Origin of the sequence: Sphingomonas sp. GM_Shp_1 (assembly GCF_026540895.1) — a bacterium.
GTDB lineage: Bacteria > Pseudomonadota > Alphaproteobacteria > Sphingomonadales > Sphingomonadaceae > Sphingomonas.
Genome location: NZ_JALNUR010000003.1, coordinates 176,865 through 193,542, shown reverse-complemented (window position 1 = coordinate 193,542; position 16,678 = coordinate 176,865). Strand labels below are relative to the sequence as shown.

Below are 16,678 nucleotides of genomic sequence, written 5' to 3'. Positions count from 1 at the left end.
CGGATCAACCGAAGAGCGAGGTCAGCCCGGCCCAGGCGCGACCGAAAAAGCCCGCCTCGCCGACATCCTTGTCCGCCACCAGCGGCAGGCGCTGCGCAGGCATGTCGGGCGAGCTGACGACCAGATCGGCGATGTGCTGGCCCGCCTTGATCGGGGCCTTGATCGGGCCCTGGTAGACGACCTTGGCGCTGATCGCGGGGTCGAGCCCGGCGGGCAGCGTCACGGTCAACTGGCGCGGCGCGACCAGGCCGACGCTGCTCGACGATCCCATCTGGACCTCGGCATCGGCGACCTTCTTGCCCTTGGCGACGACCGGCTTGGCCTGCCACGCGCGGAAGCCCCAGTTCATGAACTTCACCGATTCGTCGGCGCGCGCGTTCGAGCTGTTCAGCCCGGCCATCACCATCACCAGACGGCGGCCATTCTGCTCGGCCGAACCGGTGAAGCCATAGCCCGCCTCTTCGGTATGACCGGTCTTCAGGCCATCGGCGCCGGCCACCCGGCCCAGCAGCGGATCGCGGTTCGCCTGGGTGATGGCATTGCCGCCCATCGTCTTGCCCCAGGTGAAGTCCCGGCGCGAATAGAATTGCTTGTAAAGCTGCGGGAAGTCCTGGATCGTGTGATCGGCCAGATCGGCCAGGTCACGCGCGGTGACATAGGTCACGCCACCGTCCGGCCAGCCATTGGCGGTGCCGAAATGGCTGTTGTTCAGGCCGATCTGCTTGGCGGTGCGGTTCATCCGCTCGACGAAATTCTGTTCCGTGCCCGCGATATGCTCGGCCAGCACGACGCAGGCGTCGTTGCCCGACAGGGTGACGATGCCGTAGAGCAGATTGGCGACGCTGACCTGCTCGTTGGGCGACAGGAACATGGTCGAGCCCGCCTGCGGACCGTGCCACTTGGCCCAGGTCTCGGGCTGGACGGTGACCATGTCGTTCAGCTTCAACTGGCCCTTCTTGACCAGATCGAAGGCGACATAGACCGTCATCATCTTCGCCATCGACGCGGGCGGCATCCGGCGATCGGCATCGCGCTGGAACAGGACCGCACCCGACGACAGGTCCTTCATGAAGGCGACCGGCGCGGTCGTCTGAAACTCCGGCGCGGCGGCGACCGAGGGGTTGGCGAGCGCGACCAGGGCGAGCGGAGCGGCGAAAGATGCGTACAGGGTCTTCATGGGTGTTCCGTGACCAAAGGGAGCCGAGAGGTCAATCCTGATGCAGGATGCGGGCGTCGTCATAGCCCGCTTGCGCCGCCGCGTCACGCAGGGCTTTGGCGGAATCCGCGGTCATGCCGCTCCTTTCCACGCGCCAGAGGCGACCTGCGGGGCGAAGCTGCGCATCGAAGCGGCGGGCGAGCGCCTGTGCGCGATCACGGCTGGAAAAACTCGCCAGTTGCACGCGGTACTGGGCATGGGGGTCGAGCGTGATCGGGCGAGCGACCGGCGCCACCGCGCTCGCGCCCGCCAGGATCAGGCCGGGCCCTGCGCCGCCGGGCGTCAGGGCGCGAAGCCTGATCCGCGCCACCGCCCGTTTGTTGGTGCCCAGCAGCCGCGCCGCACCCAGCGACAGGTCGGCCACCCGGTCGGCACGCCCCGGACCCCGGTCGCCGACCCGCGCCACGATGGTCCGGCCGGTATCGACATCGGTCACCTCGACCATCGATTCGAGCGGTAGGCTGCGATGCGCGATCATCACATCGTCGGGATTGAACCGCTTGCCGGTCGCGGTCCGTCGTCCCGCCAGTTCATGGCCGTACCAGCTCGCCCGGCCGGTCGCGTCATAGCTGCCATAGCGCGGCGCCGACACGGTCTCGGCCGCCACCGGTGCCGTCGTCAGCACCGCGGCGATCAGCGCGAAGGCTTCAACCCGCAATCGCATCGGCCAGCAATCCCACCGACAGCGCGTAGAAATTCGAGCAATTGTAATCCAGGATGACCCGGTAATTGCCGGTCAGGAGATAGGACGTCGCGCCGGGTCCGTCCGGCTGCATCAGCGTCGCGAGCACCCGGTCGTCGGGCCAGGCCGCCCCCTGCGGCACGACGCCCATCGCCCGCCACTCGGCCATGGTCCGCCAACCGCTATGCCGCTCGAACACGCGCGGGCAGCGCGGGCTGATCAGCCGGTTGCGGACCATCGACTGGTCGAACCCGGCAGGCACCGTCACCGCGAAGCCCCAGGGCTGTCCCGCGCGCCAACCGGCGTTGACGAAATAATTGCCGATCGAGGCCAGCGTATCGGCCTCGCTGTTCCAGATATCGGCACGGCCATCGCCATCGCCGTCGCGAGCCAGCCGCAGATAGATGGAGGGCAGGAATTGCGGATTGCCGGTCGCTCCGGCCCAACTGCCCTTGAGCTGATCGCGGGTCACGCCCCGGTCCATCATCTTCAGGGCGGCGATGAACTCGCCCTCGAACAACGGACGGCGGCGCCCTTCATAGGCCAGGCTCGCCAGCGATCGGATCAGGTCGAAATTGCCGGTATAGGAGCCGTAATTGGTCTCATGCCCCCAGATGGCGACCATGATCGATTCGGGGACGCCCGTCTCGCGTTCGATCCGCGACAGGCGCGGGCGCTGCGCCAGATATTTGGTCCGCCCCCGACCGATCCGGGCGGCATCGACATGCGCCGCCTTATAGGGCGCGAAGGGGCTGAAGCCGCTATTGGCCGGGCCGCCCGGTTGCCGCCGGTCCAGCTCGATCACCCGCGAATTCAGCGTCAGGGTCGGCAGAACCGAATCCAGCGTCGCGCGGCTGACCCCCTGGTTCAGCGCCGTGCCGCGAAACTGTTGAAGATAGCTTTGAAATCCGGCCTCATCCTGCGCCTGCGCGGCACCGCCGCTCAGCGACAGCAGCGCCAGACCCGAGAAAAAGCCGAGGCGCTTCATACGCCGGATCATCATCCCCCACATGCTCTCTGTTTGCCATAGCGCGGGCTCCGCCGGAACCTCGCGTCACCGCAACGACGGCACGCTCAACCGCGCCGGGCATGGGCCGCTCACCCGAAAATGATCGCGCAATCCATGGTGGATTTGCCCGCACGCTTGGCGTAAACGCACCTCCCGCGCCGATCCCGGAAGAGTGGCCGAGCGGTTTAAGGCACCGGTCTTGAAAACCGGCGATGGTGCAAGCCATCCGTGGGTTCGAATCCCACCTCTTCCGCCATCCAGACCGAGCCGCGACGCGGTGAACGTCGCGGCCGGTCAGCCCGCTCCCGACCCCTTACGGTCCGACATCCGCCGCGCCGGTCTGGACCCGCAACGCCTTGCCCGCCTTGAAGCCCAGTGCCGAGCCGATACGGTCGTCCCAGCCATAGGGGTCGTTGCGGACGATCGGCTCGCCGTCGTCATCGAACAGCACGGTCTGGTAGAGCAGCCGGACCGGAATCTGGCGCGGCAGTTTGACGAAGCTCTCTTTGCCCGTCTGCCGGGCCTGGTGCCACTGATCGAGCACGCCCTCGTCCCTCGCGAGCATCTCCGCAAAGCCCAGCGCGTCGTCGACGCGGACGCAGCCATGGCTGCGTTGCCGCTGGACCATGCCGAACATCGCCTTGGCGGGGGTGTCGTGCAGATAGATGGCGTGGTCGTTCTGCATGTCGAACTTGACCAGGCCCAGCGAGTTCTTGGGGCCGGGCTGCTGGACGATCCAGCCGTCCTTCCAGACCATGTTGTTCGCCTTGAGATACCCGGCGCCCTTCTTGGCGATCTCCTTCTCCTGGATGGAACGGGGCACCGTCCAGGTCGGGTTGGCGACGAGGCGGAAGATGGGCGAGCCGAGCTGCGGCGTCTCGGTGTCCGGTTCGCCGACCACCACCTTGCGGCTGTCGACGATCTTGCCGTCACGCCAATAGGTCAGCCGCGCCGCCGCGATGTTGACGTCGATCCGGGTGGCGGGCGGCGTGCGTTCCAGCCAGCGGAGCCGCTCCATCGCGATCGCCACCGCGCGCGCGCGGTCGGCGTCCGACATGTTGAGGATCGCCAGCGCCTCGTCACCGATGACGCCATCGGGCTTCATGCCGTAATCCGCCTGCATCTGCCGGACGGCGGCGACCATCTGCGGCGTGTAGGTGGCGCCCGGCGCGATATCGCGGGGCAGATAGTCCAGAATGACCAATTCGCGCGCGATGGCCGGAAGCCGGGGATCGTTCGCACCGGGCTTGATCGCCTCGCCGCTGTCGACGATCGGGGTCGCGCCGCCCTGTGGCTGGGGCTGACGCACCAGCTTGAGATAGGCGGCGGAGAGCTTCTTGTAATTGTCTTCCTGCGGCGCAAGGCCGTTCAGCCAGCCGGTCAGGTCACCAGCCTTGAGCGCCGCCGCCAGACCCGCCTTCAGGTCGGGCGACGGGCGGGGAACCGTATAGACGTCATAGAGCTTGGTCGGATCGGTCGCTCCGCGCGCCAGCGCCGCCGCGAAGCGCAGCGCCTGGGTGGTCAGGGCGGCGTCATCGCTGACACCGGCGTCGAAGGGCATATGGTCGAGCCCGTGCGCGGCGCGCGCCTCGATCGCCTCACGCAGTTGCGATTTGGTCTTGTCGCTCCATTGGGCGGGCCCCGCCTGCTCCTTGACGGGGGCGGTCGCGTTTCCGTCCGACGTGCCCTGCCCGCTACATCCCGCCAGCATCATGGCCAGCACCAACGACGTCCCCATCCGCTTCTGCACAGGTCACTCCCTTATCCGGAAAGCAGCAACGCACCGAAACGGCGTCGGCTCCCGATCAACCGAAGCGGCCCCAATCCGGCGAGCGGTGGGCATCATGCGACGAGAGGGCGGAACGGGGTCAGGAGTCGTCAACCATCCTGTTGTAATAAGGGGCTTCCCTCCTCGACCGGAAAACGCATTTGTCTCAATCCCCTTATTCCCGCCGCGACCTGATCGGCGGAGGTGCGGCCGCGCTGGTGATGGCGGCGCTGTCGGAACGGGTGTCGGCACGGACGCCCGAGCGCCGTCTCGCCTTCGTCAACGCCAATACCCGCGAGCGATGCGACGTGTGCTTCTTCGCCGATGGCCGCTACCGTGCCGATGGCCTTGCCGAGCTGAACCATGCGATGCGCGACTGGCGCACGGGCGCAACGCGGACGATGGACCCCAGGCTGCTCGACCTGCTGGTCCGCCTGCGCGATCGTCTGGACATCGCGCCTACCAAGCCGTTGCGACTGGTGTCGGCCTATCGCAGCCCGAAGACCAACGGCGCGATGCACGCCCGCTCGCACGGGGTCGCCAGCAAGAGCCAGCATATGCTGGGCAAGGCGACCGACATCGCCATTCCGGGCGTACCGCTGAACCGGCTGCGCGACGCGGCGCTGTCGCTGCGTGCCGGGGGTGTCGGCTATTATCCGCATGACGGCTTCGTCCATGTCGACACGGGTCCGGTTCGCCACTGGAGCTGAGCCCCGCATCCGGTCCGTTTCCCGGGCGGAACGGACCGCCCTTCTTTCGGTTGTCTCCTGCAAATCGAAGGAGATGCCATGAACGCGAGCGCACGCCTGACCAACCTGACGCGGATCGGCTTCGCCACGCGGGGGCTGCTCTACATCGTCATCGCCGTGCTGATCCTGCGCACGGGACGCGCGGAGGACCCCAGCGGCGCGCTGGAATATCTGGGCAAGGGCGGCGGCCAGTTCCTGCTGGGCGTCATGGCGGCGGGGCTGGTCGCCTATGGCATCTGGCGGCTGGCGGACGCCGCGCTCGACATCGAGCGGCATGGATCGGATCGCAAGGGGCTCGCCGAACGCGCCGGTGCCGGGGTCAGCGGGATCGTTCATCTGTTCCTGGCCTGGCAGGCGGTCCAGTTGATGCGCGGGGCCGCGCTCTCGGGCGACGGGGCGCGGCAGGGGACGGAAACCGCCCTGAAGCTGCCCGGCGGCTGGGCACTGGTGCTGGTCGGCGCGGCGGTGCTGGTTCTGCTCGGGGTCATTCAGTTGGTGAAGGCGGCGAAGGGCTCCTTCCTCCGCTATCTGGAGCCGGACATGGCCCGCCGGGCCTGGGTGATGTGGAGCGGCCGTGCGGGTTATGCGGCGCGGGGCCTGGTCTTCCTCATCAGCGGATTTCTGCTGGTGAAGGCGGGCATGGAGGAACAGGCGCGGGAAGCCGGGGGCATGGCGCATGTCCTGTCCTGGCTGACCAACCCCTTCGACCTGATCGTCGGGGCCGGACTGCTGGGCTTCGGCCTGTTCAGCCTGGTCGAGGCACGGTACCGGGTGCTGCACGACGTCCCGGTCGACGCCATGGTGCGCCGCGCGACCAGCTTTCGTTGAGGGTCGCTGCGCGGGGCCCCTTGGGAGCGGGGCTCGCTTCGGCTATCAGGCGGCATGGATTTCGATCAGTTGCTCGTCCGCTTCTTCGGCACCGAAGAGATTGCCGACCTAACCCCCGAACAGCTCACCGCCGGTATCGAACGGTTGCGGCTGCAATTCGGGCTGGAGCGCGATAGCGGGCGTCGCTTCGCCCTGTGGTGCCTCGCCTATATGCTGGGCGCGGCCCCCGATCTGGAAGACGCCTTCGAGGACGAGGCCGACCGCGAGGCCGCACGCGACTTCATGGATGAGATCGACCGCGAGATGGAGGAAGGGGACGACTGACGGGTCGCCCCCTCCCCTCGCTCAAGCCCGCCTCACCAGTTCAGGCCAGCCCGCGCATAGACGTAGCGCCCGTTGAACCCGAAGGGCGAGAAATAGGGGAAGCCCAGCACGCCGGTCGAGTTGTTCGCGATCGGCGTCGCGCGGGGATAGACGTCGAACAGGTTGCTGACGCCCAGCCCGATCTGCGCGCCCTTCCGCGCGGTATAGCGGAGTTCCAGGTCGGTGATCGCACGATTGCCGGTCAGCACGTCGGCGGCGGGGGTCGTGCCCGGCTGGTTGACGTTGCCATAATAGGTCACGCGGGCCAGCGCGCCCAACTGGTCCAGCGACCAGTCGATCGTGCCGGTGACCTTCTCACCCGGCGTCCCCTCTTCCAGCGTCAGGATGCGGCTGCGCGCGAACAGCGTCGGCGCGGGGTTGAGCGTCGCGGTCGAGGTGGGGACGCGCGTCACCTCGATCGTGTTGACGTTGCCCGCCAGCGTGAAGTCGAAGCTGCCCGCGCTTTCGGTGCGGAGGCGATAATGCGCCACCGCGTCGATGCCCTTGGTGGTGCTGGCCAGGCCATTGATGAAGAAGCGCGCCGCCGAGACATTATAGGGCGACAGCAGCGCCGCGACCTGCGGGCTGGCCGATGCCTGGATATTCTCCGACAGGCCGATCTGGTTGCGGATATGGATGCGATAGGCGTCGATCGTCAGGTCGAAGCCCCCCGCCCGGATCACCGTGCCGACCGACAGGTTGGTCGATTTTTCCGGCTCCAGCGGCAGACCGCCCAGCGCCGTCCCGACCTTGCTGACCGAGGGGAAGGTGCCGGTCAGGATCGGCACGCCATTGGTCACGACCGAGGCGATCTGGGTGAAATATTGCTGTTGCAGCGACGGCGCGCGGAAGCCGGTCGAGGCGGTGCCGCGCAGAGCGAACCAGTCGGTCACATCATAGCGCGCCGAGACCTTGCCCGTCGCGGTCGATCCGAAGTCCGAATAATCCTCGCCGCGCCCGGCCAGGCCGATCAGCAACTTGTCGGTGACCTGTGCCTCGACATCCAGATAGATGCTGCCGCTGTGACGGTCGCGCTTGGTGGCGTTGGCCGGGCTGAACCCGCCAAAGCCCTGCGCGCCCGGCGATGCGCCCGCCACCGCGCCGGTGGTCGGATAGCCGTAGGACGCCTGCTCGCCCGGCGAGATCTTGTAGCCCTCGCGCCGCCCCTCGATGCCGAAGGCGACGTTCAGCGACTGGAACACGTCGAATTTGCGGGTCACGTCCAGCCCGGCGACATATTGGTCATAGGCGACCTGGCCGTCATAGAAATTCTTCGGCGTCGCCGCGCCATAGGCGTAATTGGCCGAATTGAGCGTCCGGAAGTCGACTGTGTTGCGGCCATAGCTGAACGACAGATCGACATTATAGCCGCCGAAATCACCCCGCAGCCCGACCGCCGAATTGATATCCTTGGTCTTGGTGTTGATAATCGGCAGGAAGCCGTTAGGATAACCCGCCAGCGTGGTCGAGGCATTGGCGTTGCGCGGGAAGGCCGCCCCGCGCGTGTCGCGGTCCTGATAGCCGCCAAAGGCATAGAGGCTGAGATTGTCGGTCAGCGAGGTGCCCGCATTGACGAAGCCGGTGAACTGCTCGACCTCGGGATCGCCATAGCGGCCGGTGATGCGGTTGGGGGTGACGCGGCGGTCGATATCGGCACGGTTGGTCGGCTGGCGCTTGGTATATTCGCCCGAGACGGTGATGAAGCCGTCGCTGCCGAAACCGATGCCCTGCCAGGCCGAGGCGGTGACCACCGGCTCGCCATTGACGTGACGGCTGTTGGCGGCGGTATCGACCTGTGTGTTGTAGAAACCATAGGTCACCGACGCGCCGCCGCCCGAGCGGGCTTCGCGCAGCCGCAGGTTGACGACGCCCGCGATCGCGTCCGAGCCATATTGCGCCGAAGCGCCGTCGCGCAGCACCTCGATCCGGTCGAGCGCGACGGTCGGGATGGTGTTGAGATCGACCGCTGCCGAGCCGCGTCCGACCGTGCCGTTGGTGTTGAGATTGGCCGAAGTGTGACCGCGAATGCCGTTGATCAGGACCAGCGTCTGGTCGGGCGACAGGCCACGCAGCGTCGCCGGCCGGATCGCGTCGGTCGCGTCATTGGCCGAAGGGCGCGGGAAGTCGATCGAGGGAGCGACCGCCGCCAGCGCGGAGGCCAGTTCGGTGGTCCCCTGCCGCTGAAGGCTGGCGCCGCTCAGCACGTCGACCGGCGATACGCTGTCCAGCCGGGTTCGGCCCTCGGTCCGCGTGCCGGTGACGATGATGTCGTTGCCCTCGTCGCCCGTCGTCGCGGCCCCGGCGGTCGGCGCGGTCTGTGCGACCTGATCCTCCGTCTGGCCCTGCTGCGTCGGCGAAGAGGTGGCGGTCTGCGCATAGGCGGTCTGCGCGACCAGCGAGAGGAGCGAAACCCCGAGAAGGGCGATGGTGCGGCCCTGTGTCATTCCCTGAAATCCTTGTTCTGACCCGCCTATTGCCAAGTAGCGGGCTTGTCCGGCCTTAACGCGCGATCGGTCGGCTTCGGATCAACAATTTCTATCTGCCCGATAGGAATTTGGTTTTAACCGTTTTGGAACAAAGTCTTGGGCATGACATCGCGGCCCGCGGGCATGAAAAAGGGGCCGTACCATGTCGGCACGACCCCCTCTTCCGTCACGCAGGTAGGATGGATCAGATGTCCATGCGACCGGCGTTCATCACCTTGTCCCACGCCTTCACGAAGTCGCGCACGAACGGCCCGTTCGAGTCGGAGCAGGCATAGGCCTCGGCCAGTGCGCGCAGTTCCGAATGCGATCCGAAGATCAGGTCGACGCGGGTCGCCGACTTGGTGTGCTCCTTGGTCCGGCGATCGCGTCCCGCGAAGCGATTGTCGTTGTCGGTCGACTCCCACTCGGTGTTCATGTCGAGCAGGTTGACGAAGAAGTCGTTCGACAAGGTGCCCACCCGATCGGTGAACACGCCATCCGTCACGCCGACCGCATTGGCGCCCAGCACGCGCAGGCCACCGACCAGCACCGTCATTTCCGGCCCGCTGAGGTCGAGCAACTGGGCACGATCGACCAGAGCTTCCTCCGGTACCATGAATTGCAGCCCCTGGCGATAGTTGCGGAAGCCGTCCGCCAACGGCTCCAGCACCGCGAAGGACTCGACATCGGTCTGGTCCTCGCGCGCGTCCATCCGGCCCGGCGTGAAGGGCACGGTCACCTCGACCCCGCCATCCCTGGCCGCCTTCTCGACCGCCGCGCAACCGCCCAGCACGATCAGGTCGGCCATCGACACCGTCTTGCCGCCGGTCGCCGAGGCGTTGAACTCGCCCTGGATCGCCTCCAGCTTCGCCAGCACCTCCGCCAACTGGGCCGGGTTGTTGACCTCCCAGTCCTTCTGGGGGGCAAGCCGCACGCGGCCCCCATTGGAACCACCACGCTTGTCCGACCGGCGATAGGTCGAGGCCGAGGCCCAGGCCGCACCGACCAGCGCGGGGACCGACAGCCCCGAGTCCAGGATCTTCGCCTTCAGCGACGCGATATCGGCCTCGTCGACCACCGGGTGATCGAGCGGGTCGACGCGGTCCTGCCAGAGCAACGGCTCCTGCGGCACGAGCGGCCCCAGATAGCCCTCGACCGGCCCCATGTCGCGGTGCGTCAGCTTGAACCAGGCGCGCGCGAAGGTCTCGGCGAAATAGTCCGGGTCCTTGTAGAAGCGCTCGGAAATCTTGCGATATTCCGGGTCCTTAATCATCGCGAGGTCGGAGGTCAGCATGCGCGGATGCTGCTTCTTCGACGGGTCGTGCGGATGCGGCACGTCGGCGGGGGCGGACTTCGCCTCCCACTGCCAGGCGCCCGCCGGGCTCTTCACCAGCTCGAACTGGTCCTCATATTCGAACAGGTTGCGGAAATAGTTGTTCGACCAGCGCGTCGGCGTCTGGCTCCACGTCACTTCCAGGCCCGAGGTGATGGCATCGCCACCCGAACCGCTGGCATGCTTGGACCGCCAGCCCAGGCCCTGATCCTCGATCACCGCGCCTTCCGGCTCGGGACCGATGAAGGACGGATCGCCCGCACCATGCGTCTTGCCGAAGGTGTGACCTCCGGCATTGAGCGCGACCGTTTCCTCGTCGTTCATCGCCATCCGCGCGAAGGTCATGCGGATGTCGTGCGCCGAGGCGACCGGATCGGGATTGCTGTTCGGCCCCTCCGGATTGACGTAGATGAGGCCCATCTGCACCGCACCCAGCGCCGGGTGAAGCTGACGCTCGCCGGAATAGCGCTCGTCGCCCAGCCAGCTACCCTCGGGACCCCAGTAGAGTTCTTCCGGTTCCCAGGTGTCGGCACGGCCGCCCGCGAAGCCGAAGGTCTTGAGGCCCATCGACTCCAGCGCGACATTGCCGGTCAGGACGTAAAGGTCGGCCCAGCTGATCTTCGCGCCGTATTTCTGCTTGATCGGCCACAACAGGCGACGCGCCTTGTCGAGATTGGCATTGTCCGGCCAGCTGTTGAGCGGGGCGAAACGCTGCTGCCCGCCGCCCGCGCCACCGCGCCCGTCGGTGGTGCGATAGGTGCCCGCCGAGTGCCACGCCATGCGGATGAACAGGCCGCCATAATGGCCGAAGTCCGCAGGCCACCAATCCTGGCTGTCGGTCATCAGCGCGTGCAGATCGGCGATCAGCGCGTCGAGGTCGAGCTTGGCGAACTCCTCGGCATAGTTGAAATTCTCGCCCAGCGGGTTGGAACGCGGGTTATGCTGGTTCAGCCCCTCCAGACGGAGCCGTTCCGGCCACCAGTCCTTGTTGCCATGGCCGCCGCGACCACCGCGCTTTCCGGCCCCGCCGCCGCCACCGCCGCCATGTGCGACCGGGCATTCGCCGGCGTTCGGGCCTTGCCGTTCTTCGATCTCGGAAGCCATTCGTTCCACTCCTTGAATTCGGTCCAGGCCGCGACATTCGCCGTCAGCCGCCCGGCACCTGCGCATAAGGCCGGATAAGGTCTGACCTGTAAAGCCGACTATCTTCGTCAGACTTATCGAGCCGACCGAACAGACGAGCCGTGCCCACCCGGTGTTCCCGATTTTGCGACGATTGCGACGCCAAGACGTTGAGGCGCTTTGGAGAATGGACATGACCGAACCAAGCTCGACCGGGATCGGCATTCGCCGCGCAGCCGAAATGGCCGCCGTCTTCATGATCGGCGACGGGATGCTGGGCCTGTTGCAACCGACGCGGCATGTCGACCTCTGGCGCTCGGATGTCGGGGCGGTGGACGCGCTGGTCCGCCCCTTTGCCGGTCACCCCTTGCGCCGACGCGCCTATGGGCTGTTGCAACTGACGGCGGGGCTGACGCTGGCGGCGACCTTGCGGCGATAAGGCCGGACGTGCCACACCCCTTCGTACATAAGAAACAAGGGGTTACGAATGCGCGTCGGAGTTTGCCTGGTGGCCGTCCTTATGGCCACCACCGCCCATGCCCAGACGCCTGGCACGGGCTATCACCGCGCCCCGGACGCGATCGCGAAGGCGCTGGAAACGCCCCCTACCCCTGCCGTCGCGGTCAGCCCCGATCACCGCACGCTGGCGATATTGGGACGCGAGAGCCTGCCCTCCATCGCCAATCTGTCCAAGCCCATCCTGCGCCTGGCGGGCTATCGCATCGATCCCGCCACCAACGGTCAGGCGGAGGTCCGCGTCCAGTGGCTGAACGCGTTGAGCTTCAAGGATGTCGGCACCGGCCGAACGGTCGAGGTCAAGCTGCCCGCGGGCGCCCGTTTCGCCGCGCCGGGCTGGTCGCCGGACGGAAGCCGTCTGGCCTTCTATGCGCAAGCGCCCGATGGTCTGTCGCTCTGGATCGCCGAGCGCGACGGTCGCGCACGCGCCGTCGCCACGGGGCTCAACGGCACGTTCGGCACGCCCTTCGTCTGGACACCCGACAGCCGGTCGCTGATCGCCTATACGGTGGTCGCAAACCGGGGCGCTCCGCCGGTCGCCGATACCACGCCGACCGGCCCGATCGTGCAGGAGAGCAGTGGTCGCCGCTCCGCCGCGCGGACCTATGAGGATCTGCTGGGCGACGCGCATGACGAGGCGCTGTTCGACTATTACTTCACCGGCCAGCTCGTCCGGATCGATCTGGACGGCACCGCCCGCCCGATCGGCACGCCCGGCCTGATCACCGACTTCAGCGTGTCGCCCGACGGCCGCTATCTGCTGACCGAGCGGCTCAAGCAGCCCTATTCCTATCTGCTGCCCGCGCGCTTCTTCCCGACCGAGATCGCGGTGTCGACCATCGACGGACAGGCGGTGAAGACGCTGGTCGACCGTCCGCTCGCCGATGACCTGCCGGTCGATTTCGACGCGACGGTCAAGGGTCCGCGCGAGGCCGAATGGCGCGCCGACGCGCCTGCGACCCTGTTCTGGGCGGAGGCGCTGGATGGTGGCAATCCCCGCGTCAGGATCGCCTATCACGACAGTCTGATGATGCAGGCCGCGCCCTTCACCGCCGAGCCGGTCGAACTGGCGCGGATGCCCGCCCGCTATGCCGCGACATGGTGGGGCGATGACGGCTTCGCGCTGGTGGTCGACCGCGAATGGCGTTCGCGGACCGAACATCGGCTGGCGATCGCGCCGGGCCGACCGGGCGTGGCGCGGCCGGTGCTGACCCGCAATTATCAGGACCAATATGGCGATCCGGGCCGCCCGATGCTGGAGGAGAATGGGGCGGGCAAGCAGGTGATGCGCTTCACCCCGAAGCATGACGGCGTCTATGTCACCGGCGAAGGCGCGACCAATGCGGGCGCCTTCCCCTTCCTCGCCACCATGGCCTTGACCGGCGGCGGCGAACAGAAGCGGCTGTGGAGCGCCAAGGCGCCCTATTACGAAAGCGTGGTCGCGCTGCTCGACGACAAGTCGGGCCGCATCCTGACCCGCCGCGAAAGCGCCAAGCTGCCCCCCAATTACATGATCCGCAGTATCAAGGGCGGCGGCGCCAAGCCGGTCACAAATTTCGCCGATCCCGCCCCGGTGTTCGCGGGCGCGACGCAGCGGACCATCACCTATAACCGCGCCGATGGCCTGCCGCTGTCGGGATCGCTCTATCTGCCTGCGGGCTATGATGCGAAGCGGGACGGACCGCTGCCGACTTTGCTCTGGGCCTATCCGGCGGAATATACCGATGCGAAGGTCGCGGGCCAGACGGTGGATCAGGGCAACCGCTTCGTTCGTCCGCGCGGGATCAGCCACTTGTTCCTGTTGACCCAGGGCTATGCCGTGCTCGACGACCCGGCCATGCCGATCATCGGCGAAGGCGGGGCGGAGGCGAACGACACCTATGTCAAACAGCTTCAGGAGGATGCGCAGGCGGCGGTCGAAGCGGTGGTCAAGCTGGGCGTGGCCGACCGGAGCCGCATCGCGGTCGGCGGCCATAGCTATGGCGCGTTCATGACCGCCAATCTGCTGGCGCATACCGACCTGTTCCGGGCGGGGATCGCGCGGTCGGGGGCATATAATCGCACCCTCACCCCCTTCGGCTTCCAGGCGGAGCAGCGCACCTATTGGCAGGCGACCGACACCTATACGAAGATGAGCCCCTTCACCTATGCCGACCGGATCAAGGCGCCCATCCTGCTGATCCATGGCGGGGCCGACGACAATAGCGGCACCTTCCCCATCCAGTCGGAGCGCATGTATGCCGCGTTGAAGGGCAATGGCGCGACGGTGCGCTATGTCGTCCTGCCCAACGAACCACATGGCTATCGCGCGCTGGAATCGACTGAAGAGACGTTGTGGCAGATGACCGACTGGCTCGACCGGTACGTCAAGCCGAAGCACGTCGCCCCGGCCCCGTGATCCCCTGATCCCGTCGAGGGCCGCCTATAATTTGCTGACGGCCAACCCGATCCCGACCGCCACCGCGCCGACCGCCAGGGCGAGCGCGACGATCACCACCAATCCGTCGCGCACCATCAACGCCAGGCCGAAGGTGGCGATCGCCGCCATCGGCGCAGTGGTCGCGAGCGGCAGTAGCTCCAGCGGCGGCACGGTCAGCGCCAGGATGATGCAGGCGACCGCCGCAATGCGCGGGAACGGCCCATGGGTCAGCGCCGGAAGCCGTCCGTGGAACCAGCGGTCCGCCCAGGCGGCGGGCTTGTGCGCCTTGTTCACCGCCTTGCGCACCTTGTCGCTGCCGATGGAGCGCCGCTTCAGGAATTCGGGTAACCACAAATGCCGCCGCCCGAGCGCCAGTTGCACCGCGACCAGGCTGATGACGACCGCCAATAGGGACGGCAGGCCGGGGATCGAACCGACCGGCGATATATCGATCAGCGCGGGCAGCAGCAGGAACGGCCCGAACGATCGGTTCCCGAACGCCTCGATCACGTCACCCAATGAGACGCGGTCATCATCCTTGGCCAGATCGTCCAGCGTGGACAGGATATCACCGATGCTGCTGGGCCCATCTGTCATGACGGGCAAACGGCATGACAGTCGCGCGGTTCCTCCGGTCAACCGCAAATGAACCATAGCCGTATCCGCCCGTTGCAGTTCCATCGGAGATTCATGGGGTTGGCACTTCGCCATGCTCGACATCACCGACAGGAGAACAAGCGCATGGCGCAATGGACGCTATCGGACCTGTCCAAGAAGATGGCGAAGCTCGACTTCGCGATGCTCGGCACCCACTCTGCGACCGGCGGGATCACCGCCCGCCCGATGAGCAACAATGGCGATGTGGACTATGACGGCGACAGCTATTTCTTCGCCTATGACCATTCGCGCAAGATCGCCGAGATCCGGGCACAGCCCGAAGTGATGCTCAGCTATACCGGCGCGGCCGGGATGCTGGGCGGCCCGCCGCTGTTCATCGCGATCGAGGGGCGCGCCTCGCTGATCCAGGATCGGGCGCGGTTCGAGGAGCATTGGACCAAGGATCTCGACCGCTACTTTCCCGACGGGATCGATACCCCGGGCGTGGTGATGATCCAGGTTCATGCCGAACGCATCCGCTATTGGGACGGCGGCGAAGAGGGTGAAGTGGCCGCCTGACCTCCATTTATCCGAACAGGGGATATGATATGAGCGACGTCGACACCTCCCGCCGCAGCGTGCTCGGCGGTGCCGCCCTCGGGCTCGCCGCAGCCGCCAGCCCGGGCGCCGCGATCGCGCAGGCCGGTGGCACCGCCCAGGGGACCACCCCCAGCCTGCGCGATCCCCGCAGCGCCTATACCCGCACGCCTTTCCCCGAACAGCGCCAGCCCTGGCCCGCTTTGGCCAGCAAGATGACGCCCCGGCCCGATCATGGCGAAACCAGCTATCGCGGATCGGGCAAGCTGACCGGTCGCAGGGCGCTGCTGACCGGCGGCGACAGCGGCATCGGCCGCGCCGCCGCCATCGCCTTCGCCCGCGAAGGCGCCGACGTCGCGATCAACTATCACCCCAGCGAGGAGCCCGACGCGCGCGAGGTCGCCGACCTGATCCGTCAGGCGGGGCGCAAGGCGGTGCTGCTCCCCGCCGACATCCGGACGCAGAAGGCGTGCGAAGACACGGTCCGCAAGGCGATCGCACAGCTCGGCGGGCTCGATCTGCTGGTCAACAATGCCGCCTATCAACAGTCCAAGGCGGATATCCTGGAGATCAGCGACGAGCAGTTCGTCCGAACCTACGAGACCAACGTGTTCCATGTTTTCCGCTTTTCTAAGGCGGCGATCCCATCGATGCCGCCAGGGTCGGTGATCATCAACACCATCTCGCAGAATTCCTATGATCCGGGCGAGGATCTGATCGACTATGCCTCGACCAAGGCGGCGATCCAGAACCTGACCCGCGGCATGGCCAAGCAGCTCGCCAAGAAGGGCATCAGGGTCAACGCCGTCTCCCCCGGCCCGATCTGGACCCCGCTTCAGGTCGCGGGCGGGCAGCTTCCCGGCAAGATGCACGAATTCGGGCAGGACACCCCGCTCGGCCGTGCCGGACAGCCCGCCGAACTGGCGGCGCTGTTCGTGACCCTGGCCTCGGGCGAAACCACCTATTCGACCGGCACCGCCGTCGGCGCGCATGGCGGCGCGGGATTTCCGTAGG

Annotated in this window: 14 protein-coding genes and 1 tRNA gene; 8 read left to right on the top strand and 7 right to left on the bottom strand. The window is 66.9% G+C overall.

Translation table 11 applies throughout. The annotated features are described in order from the left end of the window. Window positions 1-4 precede the first annotated feature (4 nt). From OXQ33_RS03135 to OXQ33_RS03125, 3 genes are read right to left on the bottom strand one after another with little or no spacing between them, the layout of a single operon-like run. The gene (locus OXQ33_RS03135; protein WP_267433225.1) at window positions 5-1,177 is read right to left on the bottom strand and encodes a D-alanyl-D-alanine carboxypeptidase family protein; all 1,173 of its coding nucleotides are present in this window, start codon (window positions 1,175-1,177) and stop codon (window positions 5-7) included. Between the two features lie 31 nt (window positions 1,178-1,208). Further along, window positions 1,209-1,880, bottom strand: coding sequence for a septal ring lytic transglycosylase RlpA family protein (locus OXQ33_RS03130; RefSeq protein ID WP_267433224.1), 672 nt, complete (start codon window positions 1,878-1,880; stop codon window positions 1,209-1,211). Continuing rightward, window positions 1,864-2,898 carry a lytic murein transglycosylase gene (locus OXQ33_RS03125; RefSeq protein ID WP_267433282.1) on the bottom strand — a complete coding sequence of 345 codons (1,035 nt, stop codon included), beginning with the start codon at window positions 2,896-2,898 and terminating at the stop codon, window positions 1,864-1,866. The genes OXQ33_RS03130 and OXQ33_RS03125 overlap by 17 nt, the downstream gene beginning before the upstream one ends. Window positions 2,899-3,073: 175 nt before the next feature. Here OXQ33_RS03125 and OXQ33_RS03120 point away from each other — a divergent pair. Further along, window positions 3,074-3,163: transfer RNA gene (locus OXQ33_RS03120), tRNA-Ser, on the top strand. A gap of 57 nt (window positions 3,164-3,220) precedes the next feature. Here the strand turns inward: OXQ33_RS03120 and OXQ33_RS03115 are convergent. Beyond that, window positions 3,221-4,657, bottom strand: a complete 1,437-nt coding sequence (locus OXQ33_RS03115) for a L,D-transpeptidase family protein (RefSeq protein ID WP_267433223.1) — start codon at window positions 4,655-4,657, stop codon at window positions 3,221-3,223. Window positions 4,658-4,896: 239 nt separating this feature from the next. Here OXQ33_RS03115 and OXQ33_RS03110 point away from each other — a divergent pair, with 239 nt between their 5' ends. The 3 genes from OXQ33_RS03110 to OXQ33_RS03100 all read left to right on the top strand — a co-directional run bounded on the left by OXQ33_RS03110 (window position 4,897) and on the right by OXQ33_RS03100 (window position 6,576). Further along, the gene (locus OXQ33_RS03110) at window positions 4,897-5,385 is read left to right on the top strand and encodes a DUF882 domain-containing protein (RefSeq protein WP_267433281.1); all 489 of its coding nucleotides are present in this window, start codon (window positions 4,897-4,899) and stop codon (window positions 5,383-5,385) included. Window positions 5,386-5,463: 78 nt separating this feature from the next. Then, window positions 5,464-6,252, top strand: a complete 789-nt coding sequence (locus tag OXQ33_RS03105) for a DUF1206 domain-containing protein (RefSeq protein WP_267433222.1) — start codon at window positions 5,464-5,466, stop codon at window positions 6,250-6,252. A 54-nt stretch (window positions 6,253-6,306) separates the two neighbouring features. Then, window positions 6,307-6,576: a hypothetical protein gene (locus OXQ33_RS03100; protein WP_267433221.1), complete on the top strand. Its 270-nt coding sequence runs from the start codon at window positions 6,307-6,309 to the stop codon at window positions 6,574-6,576. Window positions 6,577-6,608: 32 nt separating this feature from the next. On the opposite strand, the gene OXQ33_RS03095 is transcribed toward OXQ33_RS03100, so the two are convergent. Then, window positions 6,609-9,059, bottom strand: coding sequence for a TonB-dependent receptor (locus tag OXQ33_RS03095; RefSeq protein WP_267433220.1), 2,451 nt, complete (start codon window positions 9,057-9,059; stop codon window positions 6,609-6,611). A 226-nt stretch (window positions 9,060-9,285) separates the two neighbouring features. Continuing rightward, window positions 9,286-11,517 (bottom strand): catalase/peroxidase HPI, encoded by a 2,232-nt coding sequence (katG, locus tag OXQ33_RS03090; protein WP_267433219.1) that lies wholly within the window; start codon window positions 11,515-11,517, stop codon window positions 9,286-9,288. Between the two features lie 211 nt (window positions 11,518-11,728). Here katG and OXQ33_RS03085 point away from each other — a divergent pair, with 211 nt between their 5' ends. Continuing rightward, the gene (locus OXQ33_RS03085) at window positions 11,729-11,974 is read left to right on the top strand and encodes a hypothetical protein (protein ID WP_267433218.1); all 246 of its coding nucleotides are present in this window, start codon (window positions 11,729-11,731) and stop codon (window positions 11,972-11,974) included. 69 nt (window positions 11,975-12,043) lie between these two features. Further along, window positions 12,044-14,449, top strand: coding sequence for a prolyl oligopeptidase family serine peptidase (locus OXQ33_RS03080; RefSeq protein ID WP_267433217.1), 2,406 nt, complete (start codon window positions 12,044-12,046; stop codon window positions 14,447-14,449). 24 nt (window positions 14,450-14,473) lie between these two features. On the opposite strand, the gene OXQ33_RS03075 is transcribed toward OXQ33_RS03080, so the two are convergent. Next, on the bottom strand, window positions 14,474-15,067 hold the full coding sequence (locus OXQ33_RS03075; protein ID WP_267433216.1) for an exopolysaccharide biosynthesis protein: 594 nt from the start codon (window positions 15,065-15,067) through the stop codon (window positions 14,474-14,476). 144 nt (window positions 15,068-15,211) lie between these two features. Here OXQ33_RS03075 and OXQ33_RS03070 point away from each other — a divergent pair, with 144 nt between their 5' ends. Then, on the top strand, window positions 15,212-15,646 hold the full coding sequence (locus OXQ33_RS03070; protein ID WP_267433215.1) for a pyridoxamine 5'-phosphate oxidase family protein: 435 nt from the start codon (window positions 15,212-15,214) through the stop codon (window positions 15,644-15,646). Between the two features lie 29 nt (window positions 15,647-15,675). Further along, the gene (locus OXQ33_RS03065) at window positions 15,676-16,677 is read left to right on the top strand and encodes an SDR family oxidoreductase (RefSeq protein ID WP_267433214.1); all 1,002 of its coding nucleotides are present in this window, start codon (window positions 15,676-15,678) and stop codon (window positions 16,675-16,677) included. The last annotated feature ends 1 nt before the right edge of the window (window position 16,678 follow it).